16 protein-coding genes are annotated in these 13,438 nt (G+C 43.3%); 13 read left to right on the top strand and 3 right to left on the bottom strand.

Going from position 1 to position 13,438, the window contains the following annotated elements:
- Nucleotides 1-33: 33 nt before the first annotated feature.
- From E2491_RS04615 to E2491_RS04595, 6 genes are all read left to right on the top strand, one after another.
- The gene (locus E2491_RS04615) at nt 34-1,080 is read left to right on the top strand and encodes a M14 family zinc carboxypeptidase (protein ID WP_134373418.1); all 1,047 of its coding nucleotides are present in this window, start codon (nt 34-36) and stop codon (nt 1,078-1,080) included.
- Nucleotides 1,081-1,529: 449 nt separating this feature from the next.
- A complete protein-coding gene (locus E2491_RS04610) occupies nt 1,530-1,739 on the top strand; it encodes a helix-turn-helix transcriptional regulator (RefSeq protein WP_134373416.1) in 210 nt (69 codons plus the stop codon).
- The gene (locus E2491_RS04605) at nt 1,736-2,116 is read left to right on the top strand and encodes a permease (protein WP_134373414.1); all 381 of its coding nucleotides are present in this window, start codon (nt 1,736-1,738) and stop codon (nt 2,114-2,116) included. The genes E2491_RS04610 and E2491_RS04605 overlap by 4 nt, the downstream gene beginning before the upstream one ends.
- Nucleotides 2,117-2,134: 18 nt before the next feature.
- The gene (locus E2491_RS17440) at nt 2,135-2,305 is read left to right on the top strand and encodes a hypothetical protein (RefSeq protein ID WP_166805786.1); all 171 of its coding nucleotides are present in this window, start codon (nt 2,135-2,137) and stop codon (nt 2,303-2,305) included.
- A 130-nt stretch (nt 2,306-2,435) separates the two neighbouring features.
- A complete protein-coding gene (locus tag E2491_RS04600) occupies nt 2,436-3,599 on the top strand; it encodes an MFS transporter (RefSeq protein WP_134373412.1) in 1,164 nt (387 codons plus the stop codon).
- 189 nt (nt 3,600-3,788) lie between these two features.
- On the top strand, nt 3,789-4,793 hold the full coding sequence (locus tag E2491_RS04595; protein WP_134373410.1) for a hypothetical protein: 1,005 nt from the start codon (nt 3,789-3,791) through the stop codon (nt 4,791-4,793).
- A 404-nt stretch (nt 4,794-5,197) separates the two neighbouring features.
- On the opposite strand, the gene E2491_RS04590 is transcribed toward E2491_RS04595, so the two are convergent.
- Nucleotides 5,198-6,601 (bottom strand): LVIVD repeat-containing protein, encoded by a 1,404-nt coding sequence (locus E2491_RS04590; protein WP_134373408.1) that lies wholly within the window; start codon nt 6,599-6,601, stop codon nt 5,198-5,200.
- Nucleotides 6,602-6,813: 212 nt separating this feature from the next.
- Between E2491_RS04590 and E2491_RS04585 the strand changes: the two genes are divergently transcribed.
- The 6 genes from E2491_RS04585 to E2491_RS04560 all read left to right on the top strand — a co-directional run bounded on the left by E2491_RS04585 (nt 6,814) and on the right by E2491_RS04560 (nt 11,449).
- Nucleotides 6,814-7,533, top strand: a complete 720-nt coding sequence (locus tag E2491_RS04585; RefSeq protein ID WP_134373406.1) for a class I SAM-dependent methyltransferase — start codon at nt 6,814-6,816, stop codon at nt 7,531-7,533.
- A 45-nt stretch (nt 7,534-7,578) separates the two neighbouring features.
- Nucleotides 7,579-8,370, top strand: a complete 792-nt coding sequence (locus E2491_RS04580) for an alpha/beta fold hydrolase (RefSeq protein ID WP_134373404.1) — start codon at nt 7,579-7,581, stop codon at nt 8,368-8,370.
- A 16-nt stretch (nt 8,371-8,386) separates the two neighbouring features.
- On the top strand, nt 8,387-9,349 hold the full coding sequence (locus E2491_RS04575; protein WP_134373402.1) for a GGDEF domain-containing protein: 963 nt from the start codon (nt 8,387-8,389) through the stop codon (nt 9,347-9,349).
- A gap of 69 nt (nt 9,350-9,418) precedes the next feature.
- Entirely contained in the window at nt 9,419-10,252 is an 834-nt protein-coding gene (locus E2491_RS04570) for a VOC family protein (RefSeq protein WP_134373400.1), read from the top strand.
- A 367-nt stretch (nt 10,253-10,619) separates the two neighbouring features.
- On the top strand, nt 10,620-11,135 hold the full coding sequence (locus tag E2491_RS04565; RefSeq protein WP_134373398.1) for a methylated-DNA--[protein]-cysteine S-methyltransferase: 516 nt from the start codon (nt 10,620-10,622) through the stop codon (nt 11,133-11,135).
- An 89-nt stretch (nt 11,136-11,224) separates the two neighbouring features.
- Nucleotides 11,225-11,449: a small acid-soluble spore protein Tlp gene (locus E2491_RS04560; RefSeq protein ID WP_134373396.1), complete on the top strand. Its 225-nt coding sequence runs from the start codon at nt 11,225-11,227 to the stop codon at nt 11,447-11,449.
- Nucleotides 11,450-11,699: 250 nt separating this feature from the next.
- On the opposite strand, the gene E2491_RS04555 is transcribed toward E2491_RS04560, so the two are convergent.
- Together E2491_RS04555 and E2491_RS04550 are read right to left on the bottom strand one after the other, a co-directional pair.
- On the bottom strand, nt 11,700-11,960 hold the full coding sequence (locus tag E2491_RS04555) for a GlsB/YeaQ/YmgE family stress response membrane protein (protein WP_134373394.1): 261 nt from the start codon (nt 11,958-11,960) through the stop codon (nt 11,700-11,702).
- Nucleotides 11,961-12,043: 83 nt separating this feature from the next.
- A complete protein-coding gene (locus E2491_RS04550) occupies nt 12,044-12,478 on the bottom strand; it encodes a GyrI-like domain-containing protein (protein ID WP_134373392.1) in 435 nt (144 codons plus the stop codon).
- 105 nt (nt 12,479-12,583) lie between these two features.
- On the opposite strand from E2491_RS04550, the gene E2491_RS04545 reads away from it, so the two are divergent.
- On the top strand, nt 12,584-13,429 hold the full coding sequence (locus tag E2491_RS04545; RefSeq protein ID WP_166805785.1) for a GNAT family N-acetyltransferase: 846 nt from the start codon (nt 12,584-12,586) through the stop codon (nt 13,427-13,429).
- The last annotated feature ends 9 nt before the right edge of the window (nt 13,430-13,438 follow it).

Raw genomic sequence — 13,438 nt, 5'->3', positions numbered from 1 at the left:
CTGAAAAGGTAATAAATGACGAGGAGGCAGATGATGAAAAAACAGATGATTGCATTATCCGTAGCAGGAGCTTTAGCATTTAGTGGAACGGCTTTTACAACACCGCAGGCACAGGCGGTCGGTGAGGGACCAGGCTATGGTGGGAATGAAACCATCAATACATCTATTCTTCACACATACTCCGAAATGGCTGAATTCCTGAAGACTCAGGACGCGAAGCAGGCTGATCTGGAAGTGGAAGTAATCGGCCAGTCTGTAAAGGGCCGGGATCTATACGTAGCAAAATACATAAAAAATCCGGAAAACCCGACGATCCTATTCCTGACTCAGCAGCATGGTAATGAGCAGCTGACAACAGAAGGGGCACTCGAATTCATCAAACATATGGGAACCGGTAAAATGAAGGGCGTGCTGGACGGAGTTAATATTCTGATCGTTCCGATGCTGAATCCGGATGGTGCGATGGGAGACGTCGATTTTTCGCTGGATGATTACATAGCGAGTGGAGACCGCAACCTGACTCGTTATAATGCAGTTGAGGTTGATTTAAACCGTGATCACGTAGATAAAATCCAGCCGGAAACAAAAGCGCTTCACGAAAATGTCATGCAGAAATATGATATAGACTATATGATTGATCTTCACCACCAGGGTGCACAGAGTGAAAGGGATGGCAAACTCGTTTCAGGTTCAATTCTTTATCCAACGACACCAAATGTGGATGAAGATGTTTTGCTGAAATCAAAGCAGCTTGGCGCAGTTGTGTTTGACGCTGTTGACTCCACTGGCTGGGGGCATCTCGGCAAGTACAACGGAGGGTCAGCTGAGACGATCAGCCGGAACGGCATCGCTGTAGAGTATGGCATTTCTACGCTGTTGTTTGAAATGAGAGGCATGTCTGATCATTTCTATGATTCCTATGTATTAGGGCAGAAGAGTAACGGTTATTTAATTAAACAAACCATCACAACGCTTGATGCAACCGTCCGGGCGATCTCAGATGGATCGATTGCTGATGCAGACATCTCATTCTGGGACACGTTGGCTACGCAGACAACAAGACCTTATGAGAGTGAATAATTGAGAGAGACACCGCTGACTGAGTTGGCGGTGTTTTTTTAGTCTTTTGTGTAAAGTTTCCTTTACGTAAAGGGAACTTTACATTAGAATAGAGATCAGAGGATAAGGCCGAGGCTGGAATTTGTAAGGTTAGGGTAATTGTTTGTGAGCTTGAAGCGAAATTCGTAAGTTTGATGTGAGGATTTGTGAGGTTCCGCGGCGGTTATGTGAGTTTAGTATCCTTAGTCCTATGTGATGTAAGGGATTGAGCAGCGGGATCCTGATTTATATGGAACGTGAGGTTGATGCGGGAATTCGTGAGGTTAGCATGAGAATTCGTCAGGTTGTCAATCAGATTTATGAGTTCATTTAGGAATTTTGTCAGCTTATCTATGACATTTGCCAGTTTAGTGTAAAAGGTCCCGGTTGTGAGATCTCACTTTAGACGTCATTCAGGAGGTGAAGTGTAATTGGAAAACAGGTTGGCGGAATTCAGGAAAAAGCGTTCGTTATCACAGGACAGATTGGCGGAGATGCTGGGAGTTTCAAGACAAACCATCATTTCAATTGAAAAAAATCGTTACTCCCCATCTTTACCGCTGGCCTTTCAGTTAGCCCGATTATTTGAAGTGACGATTGAAGATTTGTTTATATACACAGATGAGGAGGAGCAGGATTGAAGGATTATAACCCGAAGTTGTTTTTAATTATTGGTATTGTTCAAGTGTTTTTCGGATTGCTATTTTTAGCGGTCGCACTTATTGCTGAACAGCCGCCGGTCCCTTTTACATATTTATCATTTGCGATTGCAGTGATGTGTTTTTCATTAAGTTACCTTCAGCCTCAGTTTAAACAGAGGGATGAGAGGATGAAGATGATTCGCTCTAAAGGGATGTATTTCAGTTTTTTTATCAGTCTGGGATATATAAATCTTTTTATCTTATTATTTGAACTGGACCTTCTGATGCTTGAAGCAACGACTGTTTTGTATATCCTTATAGCGCTGATGCTGTCGACAGTGTTTCTGTCCTGGGTTGTGCTGTCTAAACGTTATTGATGAAAGGTGGAGATTAAAGTGGAATGGTTCTTTCCGGTGATTTTTCTCGTTGGTTTTGCCATTTTATCTGTTGTAACGAAAAAGAACACTAAAAAAGGTAACCTGTCGAGAAAAGGTTTTTATCAATTCATAGGTATTTCAATTTTACTTTTTGTTTTGGCGGCTGTTGCTCCTCTTTTCTTTCAATAAATTGTATAATAAAAGAAAAAAAGGAGTGGATTCGTATGAACCGTTTTGCACGTCCTCCTTGTTAATCGAATGCCCGTGAACCTCCACCTGTGCTCTCTTTACTGATTAAAAAGAGAGAGGTGGAGGAACGGTGAATTTAAAACGGAATATTTGGTTGTTATATAGTATCAGCTTCTTTTTTGCGCTGATCCCGGCTTATGTGATTGAACGTCTTTTCTGGGAAATGCGCGGGATGAGTGTGCTGGATGTTGTGCTGACAGAGATTATTTTTGGTGCAGTGATGCTTACATTGGAGGTGCCGGCTGGACTTGTGGCTGACCGGATTGGGAAGAAGCCGGTCATCGTGCTGGGGATTTTTCTCGAGGGTATCATGTTTGTGATTCTGCTGTCAGCGGACTCGTTTTGGCAGTTTGCTGTGGCGATCGCCTTTTCGGCTGCTGGAGGTGCTTTGTTGAGTGGTGCTGAAAATGCATTACTGTACGATTCTCTTGCTTCAATCAGACAGGAGCATCGATTCGACTGGCATTTAGGCAGGATCCAGGCAGTCAGGATTGTGTCGCTGATGATTGCCGCTTTGTCAGGAAGTTTGCTGGCGGAGCAGTATTCTTTTGAGTTGAACTATCTGATTTCCATATTGAGTATTAGTATCGCTTTTATCATGTCTTTATTTTTGTCCGATCGAAGTGTGCCTGAGCATGAAGAGCCAGTTTCGATCATGGAGCAGGTTCGTCAGTCTGTGGAGTTTTTCAGGCAGCATCCTGGATTGGTTTATTTGCTGATCCTTGGTATTATGACGGGACTCGCCGCAGGATTTACAGAGGAATTCTGGCAACTGTATTTGAGAGATGCCGGCATTGAGCTATCCTTTTTTGGGTTGTTTTATGGAGTGGTACTTCTCGTTCAAATTCCGGGAGGGCTTCTGGCTTCCCGTTTACGGCAGCGCTTTGGCCGTGAGAACCTGCTTCACTTTATAGTCTTAACCGGCGCTTTAGCACTTGTGTTTTCTGCTTTTTTTGTGAATTGGGCCGGTGCTGCAGGGTTAATTGTTCTTCTGCTTGCTTCAGGTATGACTGAACCGCTAGTGTTGGGTGCACTGCATGAAAAAGCAGATGACAGGATGAGAGCCACGCTTGAGTCTTTTCAATCCCTGGCGTTTAACGTGGTGCTGGTGGGAGTTGGTACCGGCTTTGGTTATGTATCTTCTGCTTACTCATTAACGGCTGGTTTTGCCCTGCTCGGTATTATGTGCCTGGCACCATTCATCTATAAAGTTATGAAAAAAGAGCCTGCATAATTGCGGGTTCTTTTTCATTCGTTTAAAAGCAGGAAAAGGAGCTTGATTTTCCTGCTCACTTTTATAAGTATTTTTTGAGATCCGACTTTATATCATCTGTTTTTCGAAACAATATTTACCTAAAATTGATGAAGTGATCAGATTGTCCTGTGGTAAAATGATAAAAAAGACATAGAGCGGTGAGATTAAATGGTGACTGAAAAACTAAAAGAGGACGTTGTGCTTTCCAGGGAAAAAGTAGGTCATGCTCAGAAATTCATTTTGAAAAAGTACCCTGAGGCCACGTCCAAGAAACGGGCAGCGATTTTGGCAGACACCTTACATAAAATGATTGAGCGTTCTCTTCCAAACGGAGAGGAAGAGCGGAAGAAAGCAGCAAGGCAAAGGCTGTTTGAGCATTTGCTGTCTTCAGGGAATATGATCATTACACGGTTTGATCTCGCAGAAGAAGGGGCATCGTATGCAGATCCCGAAGAAATGATGAACTGGAGTACGGGTTTTTTATCTGAGGATGAGGCGAAAAAGCTGATGGACGTATTTTACCCTCCTGTTAACGTGACCGGGAACGAAATGAAACCAATGAACAGGAAGAGGTTCATACCTGCTCTGTCGGGAATATTGATCTCAGGATTGGCAGTCGTGCTTATTCTGACCGTTGACTGGACGGACAAGTCTGAACCTGAACGTACACTTGCGGAGGCCGTTCCTCCACCTGTTCAGAATGTAGAGGTTTACAACGGGCCTGTTAATGAACTTCCGGAACATCTGAAATTTACGTTTGTTGAAAAGGAAGCTGTGCAGGTCTGGCTGGGTGAAAGGGGCTCGATTTTAGCGGACGACCGGAATGTGGATGCGATTTTTCAGGCTGCTCATGACTTTAATATTCACCCTCTGCTGCTTTTTGCGATTACAGGTCAGGAGCAGGCATTTGTTCCAAGATCGCATGAAAATGCAGAAGAAATTGCGAATAATCCATTTAACGTGTTTCATAGCTGGGAGGATTTTAATACGAATATTGAGGAGTCTTCTGAAATTGCTGCCAGGACGGTTGTGAATTTAAGTGACGGCAGGCCGCAAGATGCCAACCCGATCCAGTGGATTAACCGGAAATACGCAGAGGATCCGAATTGGTGGCAGGGTGTAGAGGCGATTTTTGAACAGATGGAGAGGGAGATTGTGGCGAAACCGTCTTGATCTGAAGGTGGTTTGAGTAAATGGATCCGGAAAAGTACGATAGGTGAGCCTGATGCTTGGGTGCGCGTGCAGCGGGGGAATCAAATTGAAGGAATCTTCTCCTAAAGTGATGGAATTCTGGTATTAGAGTGATAGAATCCGTTCGTTGAAAGAAGGGAATAAGCCGGACTTAAGCCTTGATGAGGGAATACATTTTTTAAACGACTGAATTATTTCCCAGAAAGATGGTATTAAAAACTCAAAAGAAGGAATAAGTGACAGTAGTGAAGGAAATCTTAAAGGTTCCCCGCTCATGAACGCTTTCTGTCATTAAAAAAGTCCCTGACGTTCAACATTCATCTCACATAGCTTTTTCAATAAAAACAGCTGAGACACATAAATTGTCTCAGCTGTTTTTATTCATATTAGTTATCTGTATTTGGTGCTCCGCCTTTTCCACGCGTCAATACCTTAAGTCCCTGGCCCATATCAGAGGCAAGTACGTAGTTGCGGTCAACGAAGACGCCCCATACGTCTGCCTGGTCAGGTTTATACTGACCGATTTGTTTAGGTTCTGCAGGGTTTGAGATGTCAACCATGTAGACACCGCCTGCATAGTGGCTCAGGTAAAGGGTGTTACCGTGAACTTTTGGATCATGAACAGTATTTCCGAATGTTACGCCGTCTTCAACATTGTCTGTCAGGTCGGTTTTAAATTCGCTTAACAGTTTTGGATTTGTTTTATCTTTGATATCAAAAATTCGCGTATAGCCGTATGACTCTTCATAGCCCGGTTTCGTCGGGTTATACACTTCGCGTGTCTCAATCAGAATGTTACCGCCTTTGGCAAGTGTTGCTGAGTGGGCAGAACCCTGCTGTTCAGATGCAAAGTCAGTGCGGCCAAGGTATTTCGGGTTTTCAGGATCTTTTACGTCAAAGATGATTGTGCCAAGGTCCCACATAGAAACAAACGCGTAATCGCCGTTATCATCTGTTACGACAGAATGGTTGAATACAGGCCGTGTTTTGCCGTCCGGAGAAGCCCAGTTGTATCCATCAAAGTCCTCGGATACTTCAGGAAGGGTTCTTGGATCGAACTGCCATACTGTTTCAGGGTTTTTAGGGTCTGTAACATCAACGATCTGGAAGTCACGCTGTTCGCCGTGGCTGTAGTAATCAGCGTATGGATTTGCAGTGTAAACGTAAGCTTTTCCGTTTTTCGCAGAAAGGTAAAGTTCGTGAGTACCTGCAGTGCGGTCATAAACTTCCCAGAACCCGAGTTTTTCAGGATTAGTAGGATCCGTTACATCATAAAGCAGGAAGCCGCCTGATGTGTCTTCACGGTTGCGGTTACGCTGCTGCACACTGACAACGGCAAGATCTCCTTTAAATTCAGGTGTGTTTACACTCTTTACAATGACTTTTTCCTGCCATGTTCCCGGCACATCATCGTGACCGAATACAGCAACTTCTTCAGGGTTATTCGGGTCCTTAAGATCAAAAACGCGTACGCCGCCATTTCCGCCATTAGCTGTATGTGTTCCGAGGTATGCGTAGCCTTTGTGAGCATAAACATCAGCAGTATTGTTTTGTACGCCGTTAAGCTCTTTTATTTGTACTGCTGCGGCTTCAGTCAAAGAAGAAACGTTCTTGGATCCACTTAAGTAGGCATCGCTCAGGTTTTGAATTTCATCATTTGAGAAAACGCCGCGTTCTCCTTTCACTGCCCCACTGCCGTCAATGGCATCGTGAGCAAGTGTAGGAGAGATTGCGCCAAATGCTAAAGCACCGGCAATGGATGTAGTAAATAAAGCTTTTTTAAATTTCATGTAGTACCTCCTGTATGTATAGTATATAGAACATAATAACAAATATAGAAAATTTTAAATATTACAATATTGTTATATGTTTGTGACAAACCGGCCGATTTGTTTCTACATGATTCGAACAGGTGGAAAATATTTTGGGGGTCGAAAGTATTCTTTATAGATAAATTTGTTTTCAGATATAATGGATGTAAATGTTAATCGAGGTGATTTACATGACAAATACGCCAGAAGAATCTTTTGACCAGCTTGCAAAGGCTTATGATCAGGAAATGGACCATGCAAGTCCTTTTAACACCCATTATGAAAGACCAGCCATGATGAAGGAGCTTCCGGATGATTTAGAAGGGCTTAACGTGCTTGATGCTGGCTGTTCTGCGGGATGGTATGCTGAGCAGCTTGTCAATAGAGGCGCGTCTGTAACAGGTATTGATATCAGCAGTAAAATGATTAAGGCGGCAAAATATCGTTTAAAAGAGCGTGCTTCTTTTTTTCAACATGATCTTTCACAGCCGTTACCTTTTGAAGACAATTCTTTTGATGTTGTGGTCAGTTCGCTGACACTTCATTATCTTAAAGATTGGAACGATATAATGAGTGAAGTAGAGAGAATCCTAAAGCCTGGCGGGATCTTTTTATATTCAACCCACCATCCTTTTATGGACTTCATCCAAATGAAAGAAGAGAATTATTTTGAAAAGAAACTCCTACATGATGTATGGACCAAGGGTGGAAAAACGGTCGAAGTATCCTTTTATAGAAGGTCTCTGCAGGAAATTGTTCAACAGACGCTTCAGTATTTTGATCTGAAAAACCTGATTGAGCCGCTGCCGATAAAAGAAATGGAGCAAATAACGGCTGACCGGTACGAATATTTAACAAAAAATCCTCATTTTCTCATCATAAAAGCAGGAAAAAGACAAGTGAATCCTTAATAGTAGAAGAAAGAGATAGATAGGCAGAAAGAAAGGGAGTTTCAAATGAATGTTCTTTCAAGAAATCATGTAACGGTTAAAGGAAAAGGGACGCAGTCTCTTGTATTTGCACATGGTTTTGGCAGCAGTCAAGAGGCATGGAGTCAGGTCAGTCCCGTATTTGAAAACGACTATAAGGTTGTGCTGTTTGATTATGTCGGCTCTGGACGGTCAGATAAAACGGCGTATTCCGAAGAACGGTATCGCACGGTGGATGGGTATGCAGATGATCTGATCGAAGTGTGTGATGCGCTGAATCTGTCAGATGTTATTGTTGTGGGTCATTCTGTCAGCGGGATGGTCAGTGCGCTTGCTTCACTTAAAAGACCGGAACTTTTTAAACAGTTGATCATGATTGCTCCGTCCCCACGTTATTTAAATGAACCGGGCTATCATGGCGGTTTTACGAAGGATGAAATTTCAGGCCTGCTTGATATGATGGAAAAAAACTTTAAGGAATGGGCGAAGTATTTAGCGCCGGTTGCATCGAAAAATACGGATCGCCCTTATCTTGCGGAAAACTTTGAACTGCAGCTATTGTCTAATGATCAAAAGATTGCGCGACAATTTGCAGAAGCTACGTTTTTGATAGATGTAAGGGACTGGTTGAAAGATGTAACACTTCCTGTCACCATTCTCCAGCCGAGTGATGACACGATTGTTCCTCATGAAGTTGCGGTGTTTCTTGACCAGCAGTTCCAGGACAGCAGACTCGTTATTTTAAAGGCGACCGGTCATAATCCGCATATCAGTCACCCTGAAGAAGTGGTAAAATATATTCATCAAACAATGATATAAGCCGGGAGGGGATTGCATGGATAGTCAGCTGTATCATGCACCATGTGCCTTTGCGGTCCTCGAATTGGACGGAAGGATCATAGAAGGGAATAAAATGCTGGGGGAATATACAGGACAAGCAACTGACGATCTTGCTCAAAAGCACATGAGTTCACTGTTGACACTGCCTTCCCGTCTCTATTTTCAGACCTACTTCATGCCGGTACTGTCTTCTCAGGGAAGAGTGGATGAAATGTATCTTACGCTGAAAACTCAGGGTGAGCCGTTGCCTGTACTGATCAATGCACAGCAGCGTGACGGGCAGATTGAGTGTGTCCTTGTCAAAATGAAAACCCGTGACGATTTTGAAAATGAACTGATCCGCTCAAAGCGCAATGTAGAAAAAGTACTGGAAAATACAGATCAGGCATATACAGAGCTTCAAAATCTCATTAATGAACTTGAGGGGAAGCGGGAAGAAATCACGGCGGCTAACGCAAGACTCGAAAACCTGGCCATGATTGATCCTTTAACAAATTTGAAAAACAGACGCTTTTTTGAAGACGCCGTTCAATCATTTATTCAATGGGCGGATACAAAAAAATTTGAATTCACTTTCGTTATTTTGGATATTGATCATTTTAAAAGAGTCAATGATCAGTTTGGGCATCCCGTCGGTGATCAGGTATTGCAGGAGCTCTCCTGGAAACTTGAGCAGGAAATCCGTGAAGGTGACGTACTCGCGCGTCTTGGCGGAGAGGAGTTTGTTATTCTGCTCGCAAATGTCGGACCTGAAAAAGCACACAAAGTAGCAGAAAGAATACGGGCGAATGTGGAAACGCATATGTGGTCCCATACACCTGTTACGATTAGTATTGGATTGACAGGATATCAGGAAGGTGATCAGCGTAAAGACCTCTTTTTACGCGCAGATCAGGCATTATACTATTCAAAACAAAATGGACGAAATCAGGTCACCGTAATCCCGGGCAAGCAGTAAATCTGCTTGCTTTCTTTTTGTTACTAAAATATAATTAGTTACATAAAGTAACTAAAGGGAGGGTTCGTCATGGTGTTTCATGATCGACCGGCTGTATATGTGGGAGAAGTTGTTTTGCGCGTAACAAATCTGGAGGAATCACTGGCTTTCTATCAAAACGTAATCGGATTTCATATTCTTAATCAGCATCATACGGAGGTAACATTAACAGCAGATGGAGAGACACCGCTGGTTACATTAATTCAGCCTGAGGGTGTGCTGCCAAAACAATCCGGAAAAACAGGATTGTATCATTTCGCAATATTACTTCCAACGAGAGCTGATCTCGCATCAATCATTGAACATCTTGCGGACCATCACATACGGCTTGGTGCTTCAGATCATCTGGTCAGCGAAGCGTTGTATTTTTCAGATCCTGATGGAAATGGCATTGAGGTCTACAGGGATCGCGAGCCTGAAGAATGGAGCTGGAATCGTGATCAGGTTCATATGACAGTAGATCCGCTGGATTTTGAATCAGTGCTTCAGGTGCAACATAAAAAGTGGGACGGCTTGCCTGCGGGAACAAAAATGGGTCATATTCATCTCCACGTATCATCCATCTCAGATGCGGAAGAATTTTATACTCAACTTCTGGGGTTCGAACCCGTATCCCGGTATGGGCACCAGGCACTGTTCCTTTCAACTGAAAAATATCATCATCATATTGCGGTAAATACATGGAATGGAACCGGAATCCCTGCTCCTGGTGAGCAATCTGCGGGTCTGGTTCATTACACGCTGGTTTTTCCGGATTCAAAGCAGCTTCTTACAGCCGCAGAGAAAACGGGTGCTGTTGAAAAAGAGAATGGATATCATGTGAAGGATCCGGCAGGTAATGGGATTGTGATGATTGCAAAGTAAAGGAGGGCTGAGGCTTAACTCGTGGTGAGTTGCCTTGGCTTTTTGTTTGAGTTGAATTGGACGCGGATCGGTTGTGGAAGTGGGAAGGGGAGAGGTTTCGCGGGATTCCATCACTGCGGGGGCTTATTCGGTCTTTTGAGAAATTTATTCCTTCTTTCTGGAATTTAATCCCCTCTTTCTGAAAAATAATTCAATCACAAGCACTCGCTGGACTCATATTCCCTTCATTGCAGCTTACGATTCCTTCATTCAGCATGTGGATTCAATCGTTTCAAAAATTAATTCCATCAATCTCAGCGGGTCTATTTAGAAACTAAATTAAAATCATGTAAACTATACCTACCAAACTCAATGTGGAGGGATTATCATGACGATTTACTGGAATCAGTTTGACATAAAAGACCGAAGTTATTATATTGCTGTCTCTTCAAAAGGGGTTTGTTATTTCGGGACTCAATCGGAAGGGTTTGAGGGACTGGAGGCATGGGTGATGAAAACCTATAAAGAGGCACATCTGGAGCATAATTCAGTAAAGACAGGACCCTATATTGAAGAACTGACGGATTACTTCGATGGTGTTAAACAAACGTTTAATATGAAAGTGGATGTGAAAGGAACACCGTTTCAGGAGGAGGTCTGGCAAGCGTTGCGGGACATTCCATTTGGTGAAACAAGAAGTTATGCTGATATTGCTGAAGTGATCGGGAGACCAAAGGCAGTCCGTGCAGTAGGCGGAGCGGTTGGAGCAAATCCTGTACTTATTACGATCCCGTGTCACAGAGTGATTGCTAAGGATGGTTCGATTGGCGGGTTCAGTTCGGGGCTGGATTTGAAAAGAGTGCTGATGAGAATTGAAGGTATCCAGCTGGTGAAAAATGCCTGACATAAGGCAGCTGTTTTTAGCGCATGGTAATGGGGAGAGCTGTTCTCAGCACTCAATACGGTCCGTTCATTGGACAAGGGGGAACTATCATGACCAACCATGAAAAATGCAGAAGTAAGCAGCAGCGAGCGAAAGTGAACCGTATGGAGGAAATGGTGCAAAATACGATTGATAACGCCCGCGATGCTGAATTCGCCCTCGAGCATGCTGATACAAAACAGCAGGCTGACCAGATCAAAGTCAAAAATGAACACCGTAAAGAAAGTGTCAAAGCAGCAAAGAAAGAAATTCAGGATGAGCGCGAACGCTTCTAATGGATTTCGGAAAAAATGCGCCTGAGTGATCAGGCGTGTTTTTTTGAGAAGATGGAGTTTGTGGTTCGCAGAATGATGCGTGCGGTTCACAAGATGTTAGCATAGGTTCGCAGGATTTTGCTGATGGTTCGTAAGATAGTAAGAGAGGTTCACAAGATTCGGACGTTGTTTCGGAGGATAGGGACTTAAGACCTTACTAACTAGGCAAAAGAAAACGCATCCGCCATAAGCGGACACGTTACTTAAAACATTATTTCTTCTTGGCAGCCTTCAAAATGATGCTCAGGATGAAAACAAAGATAACAGCACCAATTAACGCGGGAATAACATGAATGCCTGCAAGAGAAGGTCCAAAATCACTAAATGACCCAAGAAGTTCCCCTGCAATCCAGGCCCCGACAATTCCTGCTACAATATTGCCAATACAGCCCATCGGCACGTCTTTTCCTAAAATCAGCCCTGCAAGCCAGCCGATTAATCCACCGACGATTAAATATAAAATAAGTTCCATAAAGCCGAACTCCTTTCTAACTCATGATGTTCAGACTTTACCCTTCTTTACATAAGAATATGCGAACAAACATGAACAGATATCTAATCTTTCACCGGCAAATAAATTTCAACTATCTCGTCATCTCCAGCGGGGTGATAACATTCGATGATCCAGTCATCATCCCGGCTCAGTTCCCGGGATTTCAGCCATTGTGCCAGCTCCTGGTGAAGGCTTGAGATGGACGTGATGGGTCCAGCTGTTTTACCGTAGAGCCCGTTTACAGTCAGAAACTCCATATCATCCGGCAATTTTTCCGGCTTATCTTCTACGAGAACGCCAACAAAATATGTACCCTTTTCCTTTCCCTCTTCAGCAGGTTCGAAAAATGCAGCTTCAGCTGTCATTTTTGCAGGGATTTCATCCAGTCTGCTCATGAAATTTTGTGCGTTCAAAGGTACTTTTTCTGCAAGTGAATCATAAGTATCTTCATGCATGACGCCAACAAATAAAAATTCCCTTTGAACTTTTTCACTCATTAGAGAATCACTCCTTTTAATATGCAATATTCTGCGCGAATGAAAAAAATCCTTTAATTGTTGTAATATGGTACGATGGTGAAAAGGAATAAGGGAGGGGAAGATGTGAAGGAGCTGGCTAAGCATCAATTCGAACTTTGTGAGCCGCTGCTTCGAAAGCAGGGGTCTGTTGAAGTACGCGCGGTCATAGAGGGCATAAATGAAGGAAGAGTGTTTGTTGATCAACTGGATTCCCCTTCTTCCGCGGTGGTTTGGTTGGGAAACCTTGATGGTTTTTATGTCATAGGGGACGAAAAAAATGAGATGTTTAATAGAAAACTGAAGGATTTCATGGATCTGGTCGCAGGACCGGATGCGCTGGCCCAGGGCATTGGAATCGCAGAAATTCTTTCCTATCATCCCGGCTGGAATGACGTGCTTGATGAGATCTTTTCGGAGCGTAAAAGTGAGACGTGGGAACAGGCTGTTTACATTTACAATAAAAAGAAAAAACCGAAAAAAGCATTGCTTCCACCCGGCTATGAAGTGAAATACATGCAGGAAGCGATTCACGTTGCAGACTATACAAGCAGACGGCTGATTCATAATAAAATCAAAGAATTCTGGTCTTCAAAAGAGAGCTTTTTTGAAAAAGGAATCGGGTTTTGTGTGATGAAGGGACAACAGGTTGCCTCCGTATGTATGACAGGATACCGTGCGGGAAATATACACGCAATTGAAATCGAAACATTTATGACGTTTGAACAAAAGGGGCTCGCCACAGCGGCGGCAACCGCTTTTGTTGAAGAATGCATCGCTGAAAAAATGATGCCGTATTGGGACTGCCAGGTCGAGAATCTGCCATCTGTTAAAACAGCTGAGCGAACAGGTTTTATTCCCGTATTTACATATCGTGGGATTGAATTTGAATTCAACCCGCAGCGATCATTTAAAGTAAATGTGAATCGTTAGCAGGAAAAC

Origin of the sequence: Jeotgalibacillus sp. R-1-5s-1 (assembly GCF_004405105.1) — a bacterium.
Taxonomy (GTDB): domain Bacteria; phylum Bacillota; class Bacilli; order Bacillales; family Jeotgalibacillaceae; genus Jeotgalibacillus.
Note: the sequence above shows the minus strand (reverse complement) of the source record. Positions and strands in the feature narration are given on the sequence as shown.

What these genes read in the sequence shown, in the direction of transcription:
- E2491_RS04615 (WP_134373418.1), top strand. Translation starts at nt 34, where the DNA reads ATGAAAAAACAGATGATTGCATTATCCGTAGCAGGAGCTTTAGCATTT.
- E2491_RS04595 (WP_134373410.1), top strand. Translation starts at nt 3,789, where the DNA reads ATGGTGACTGAAAAACTAAAAGAGGACGTTGTGCTTTCCAGGGAAAAA.
- E2491_RS04590 (WP_134373408.1), bottom strand. Translation starts at nt 6,601, where the DNA reads ATGAAATTTAAAAAAGCTTTATTTACTACATCCATTGCCGGTGCTTTA.
- E2491_RS04585 (WP_134373406.1), top strand. Translation starts at nt 6,814, where the DNA reads ATGACAAATACGCCAGAAGAATCTTTTGACCAGCTTGCAAAGGCTTAT.
- E2491_RS04580 (WP_134373404.1), top strand. Translation starts at nt 7,579, where the DNA reads ATGAATGTTCTTTCAAGAAATCATGTAACGGTTAAAGGAAAAGGGACG.
- E2491_RS04575 (WP_134373402.1), top strand. Translation starts at nt 8,387, where the DNA reads ATGGATAGTCAGCTGTATCATGCACCATGTGCCTTTGCGGTCCTCGAA.
- E2491_RS04570 (WP_134373400.1), top strand. Translation starts at nt 9,419, where the DNA reads ATGGTGTTTCATGATCGACCGGCTGTATATGTGGGAGAAGTTGTTTTG.
- E2491_RS04565 (WP_134373398.1), top strand. Translation starts at nt 10,620, where the DNA reads ATGACGATTTACTGGAATCAGTTTGACATAAAAGACCGAAGTTATTAT.
- E2491_RS04560 (WP_134373396.1), top strand. Translation starts at nt 11,225, where the DNA reads ATGACCAACCATGAAAAATGCAGAAGTAAGCAGCAGCGAGCGAAAGTG.
- E2491_RS04555 (WP_134373394.1), bottom strand. Translation starts at nt 11,960, where the DNA reads ATGGAACTTATTTTATATTTAATCGTCGGTGGATTAATCGGCTGGCTT.
- E2491_RS04550 (WP_134373392.1), bottom strand. Translation starts at nt 12,478, where the DNA reads ATGAGTGAAAAAGTTCAAAGGGAATTTTTATTTGTTGGCGTCATGCAT.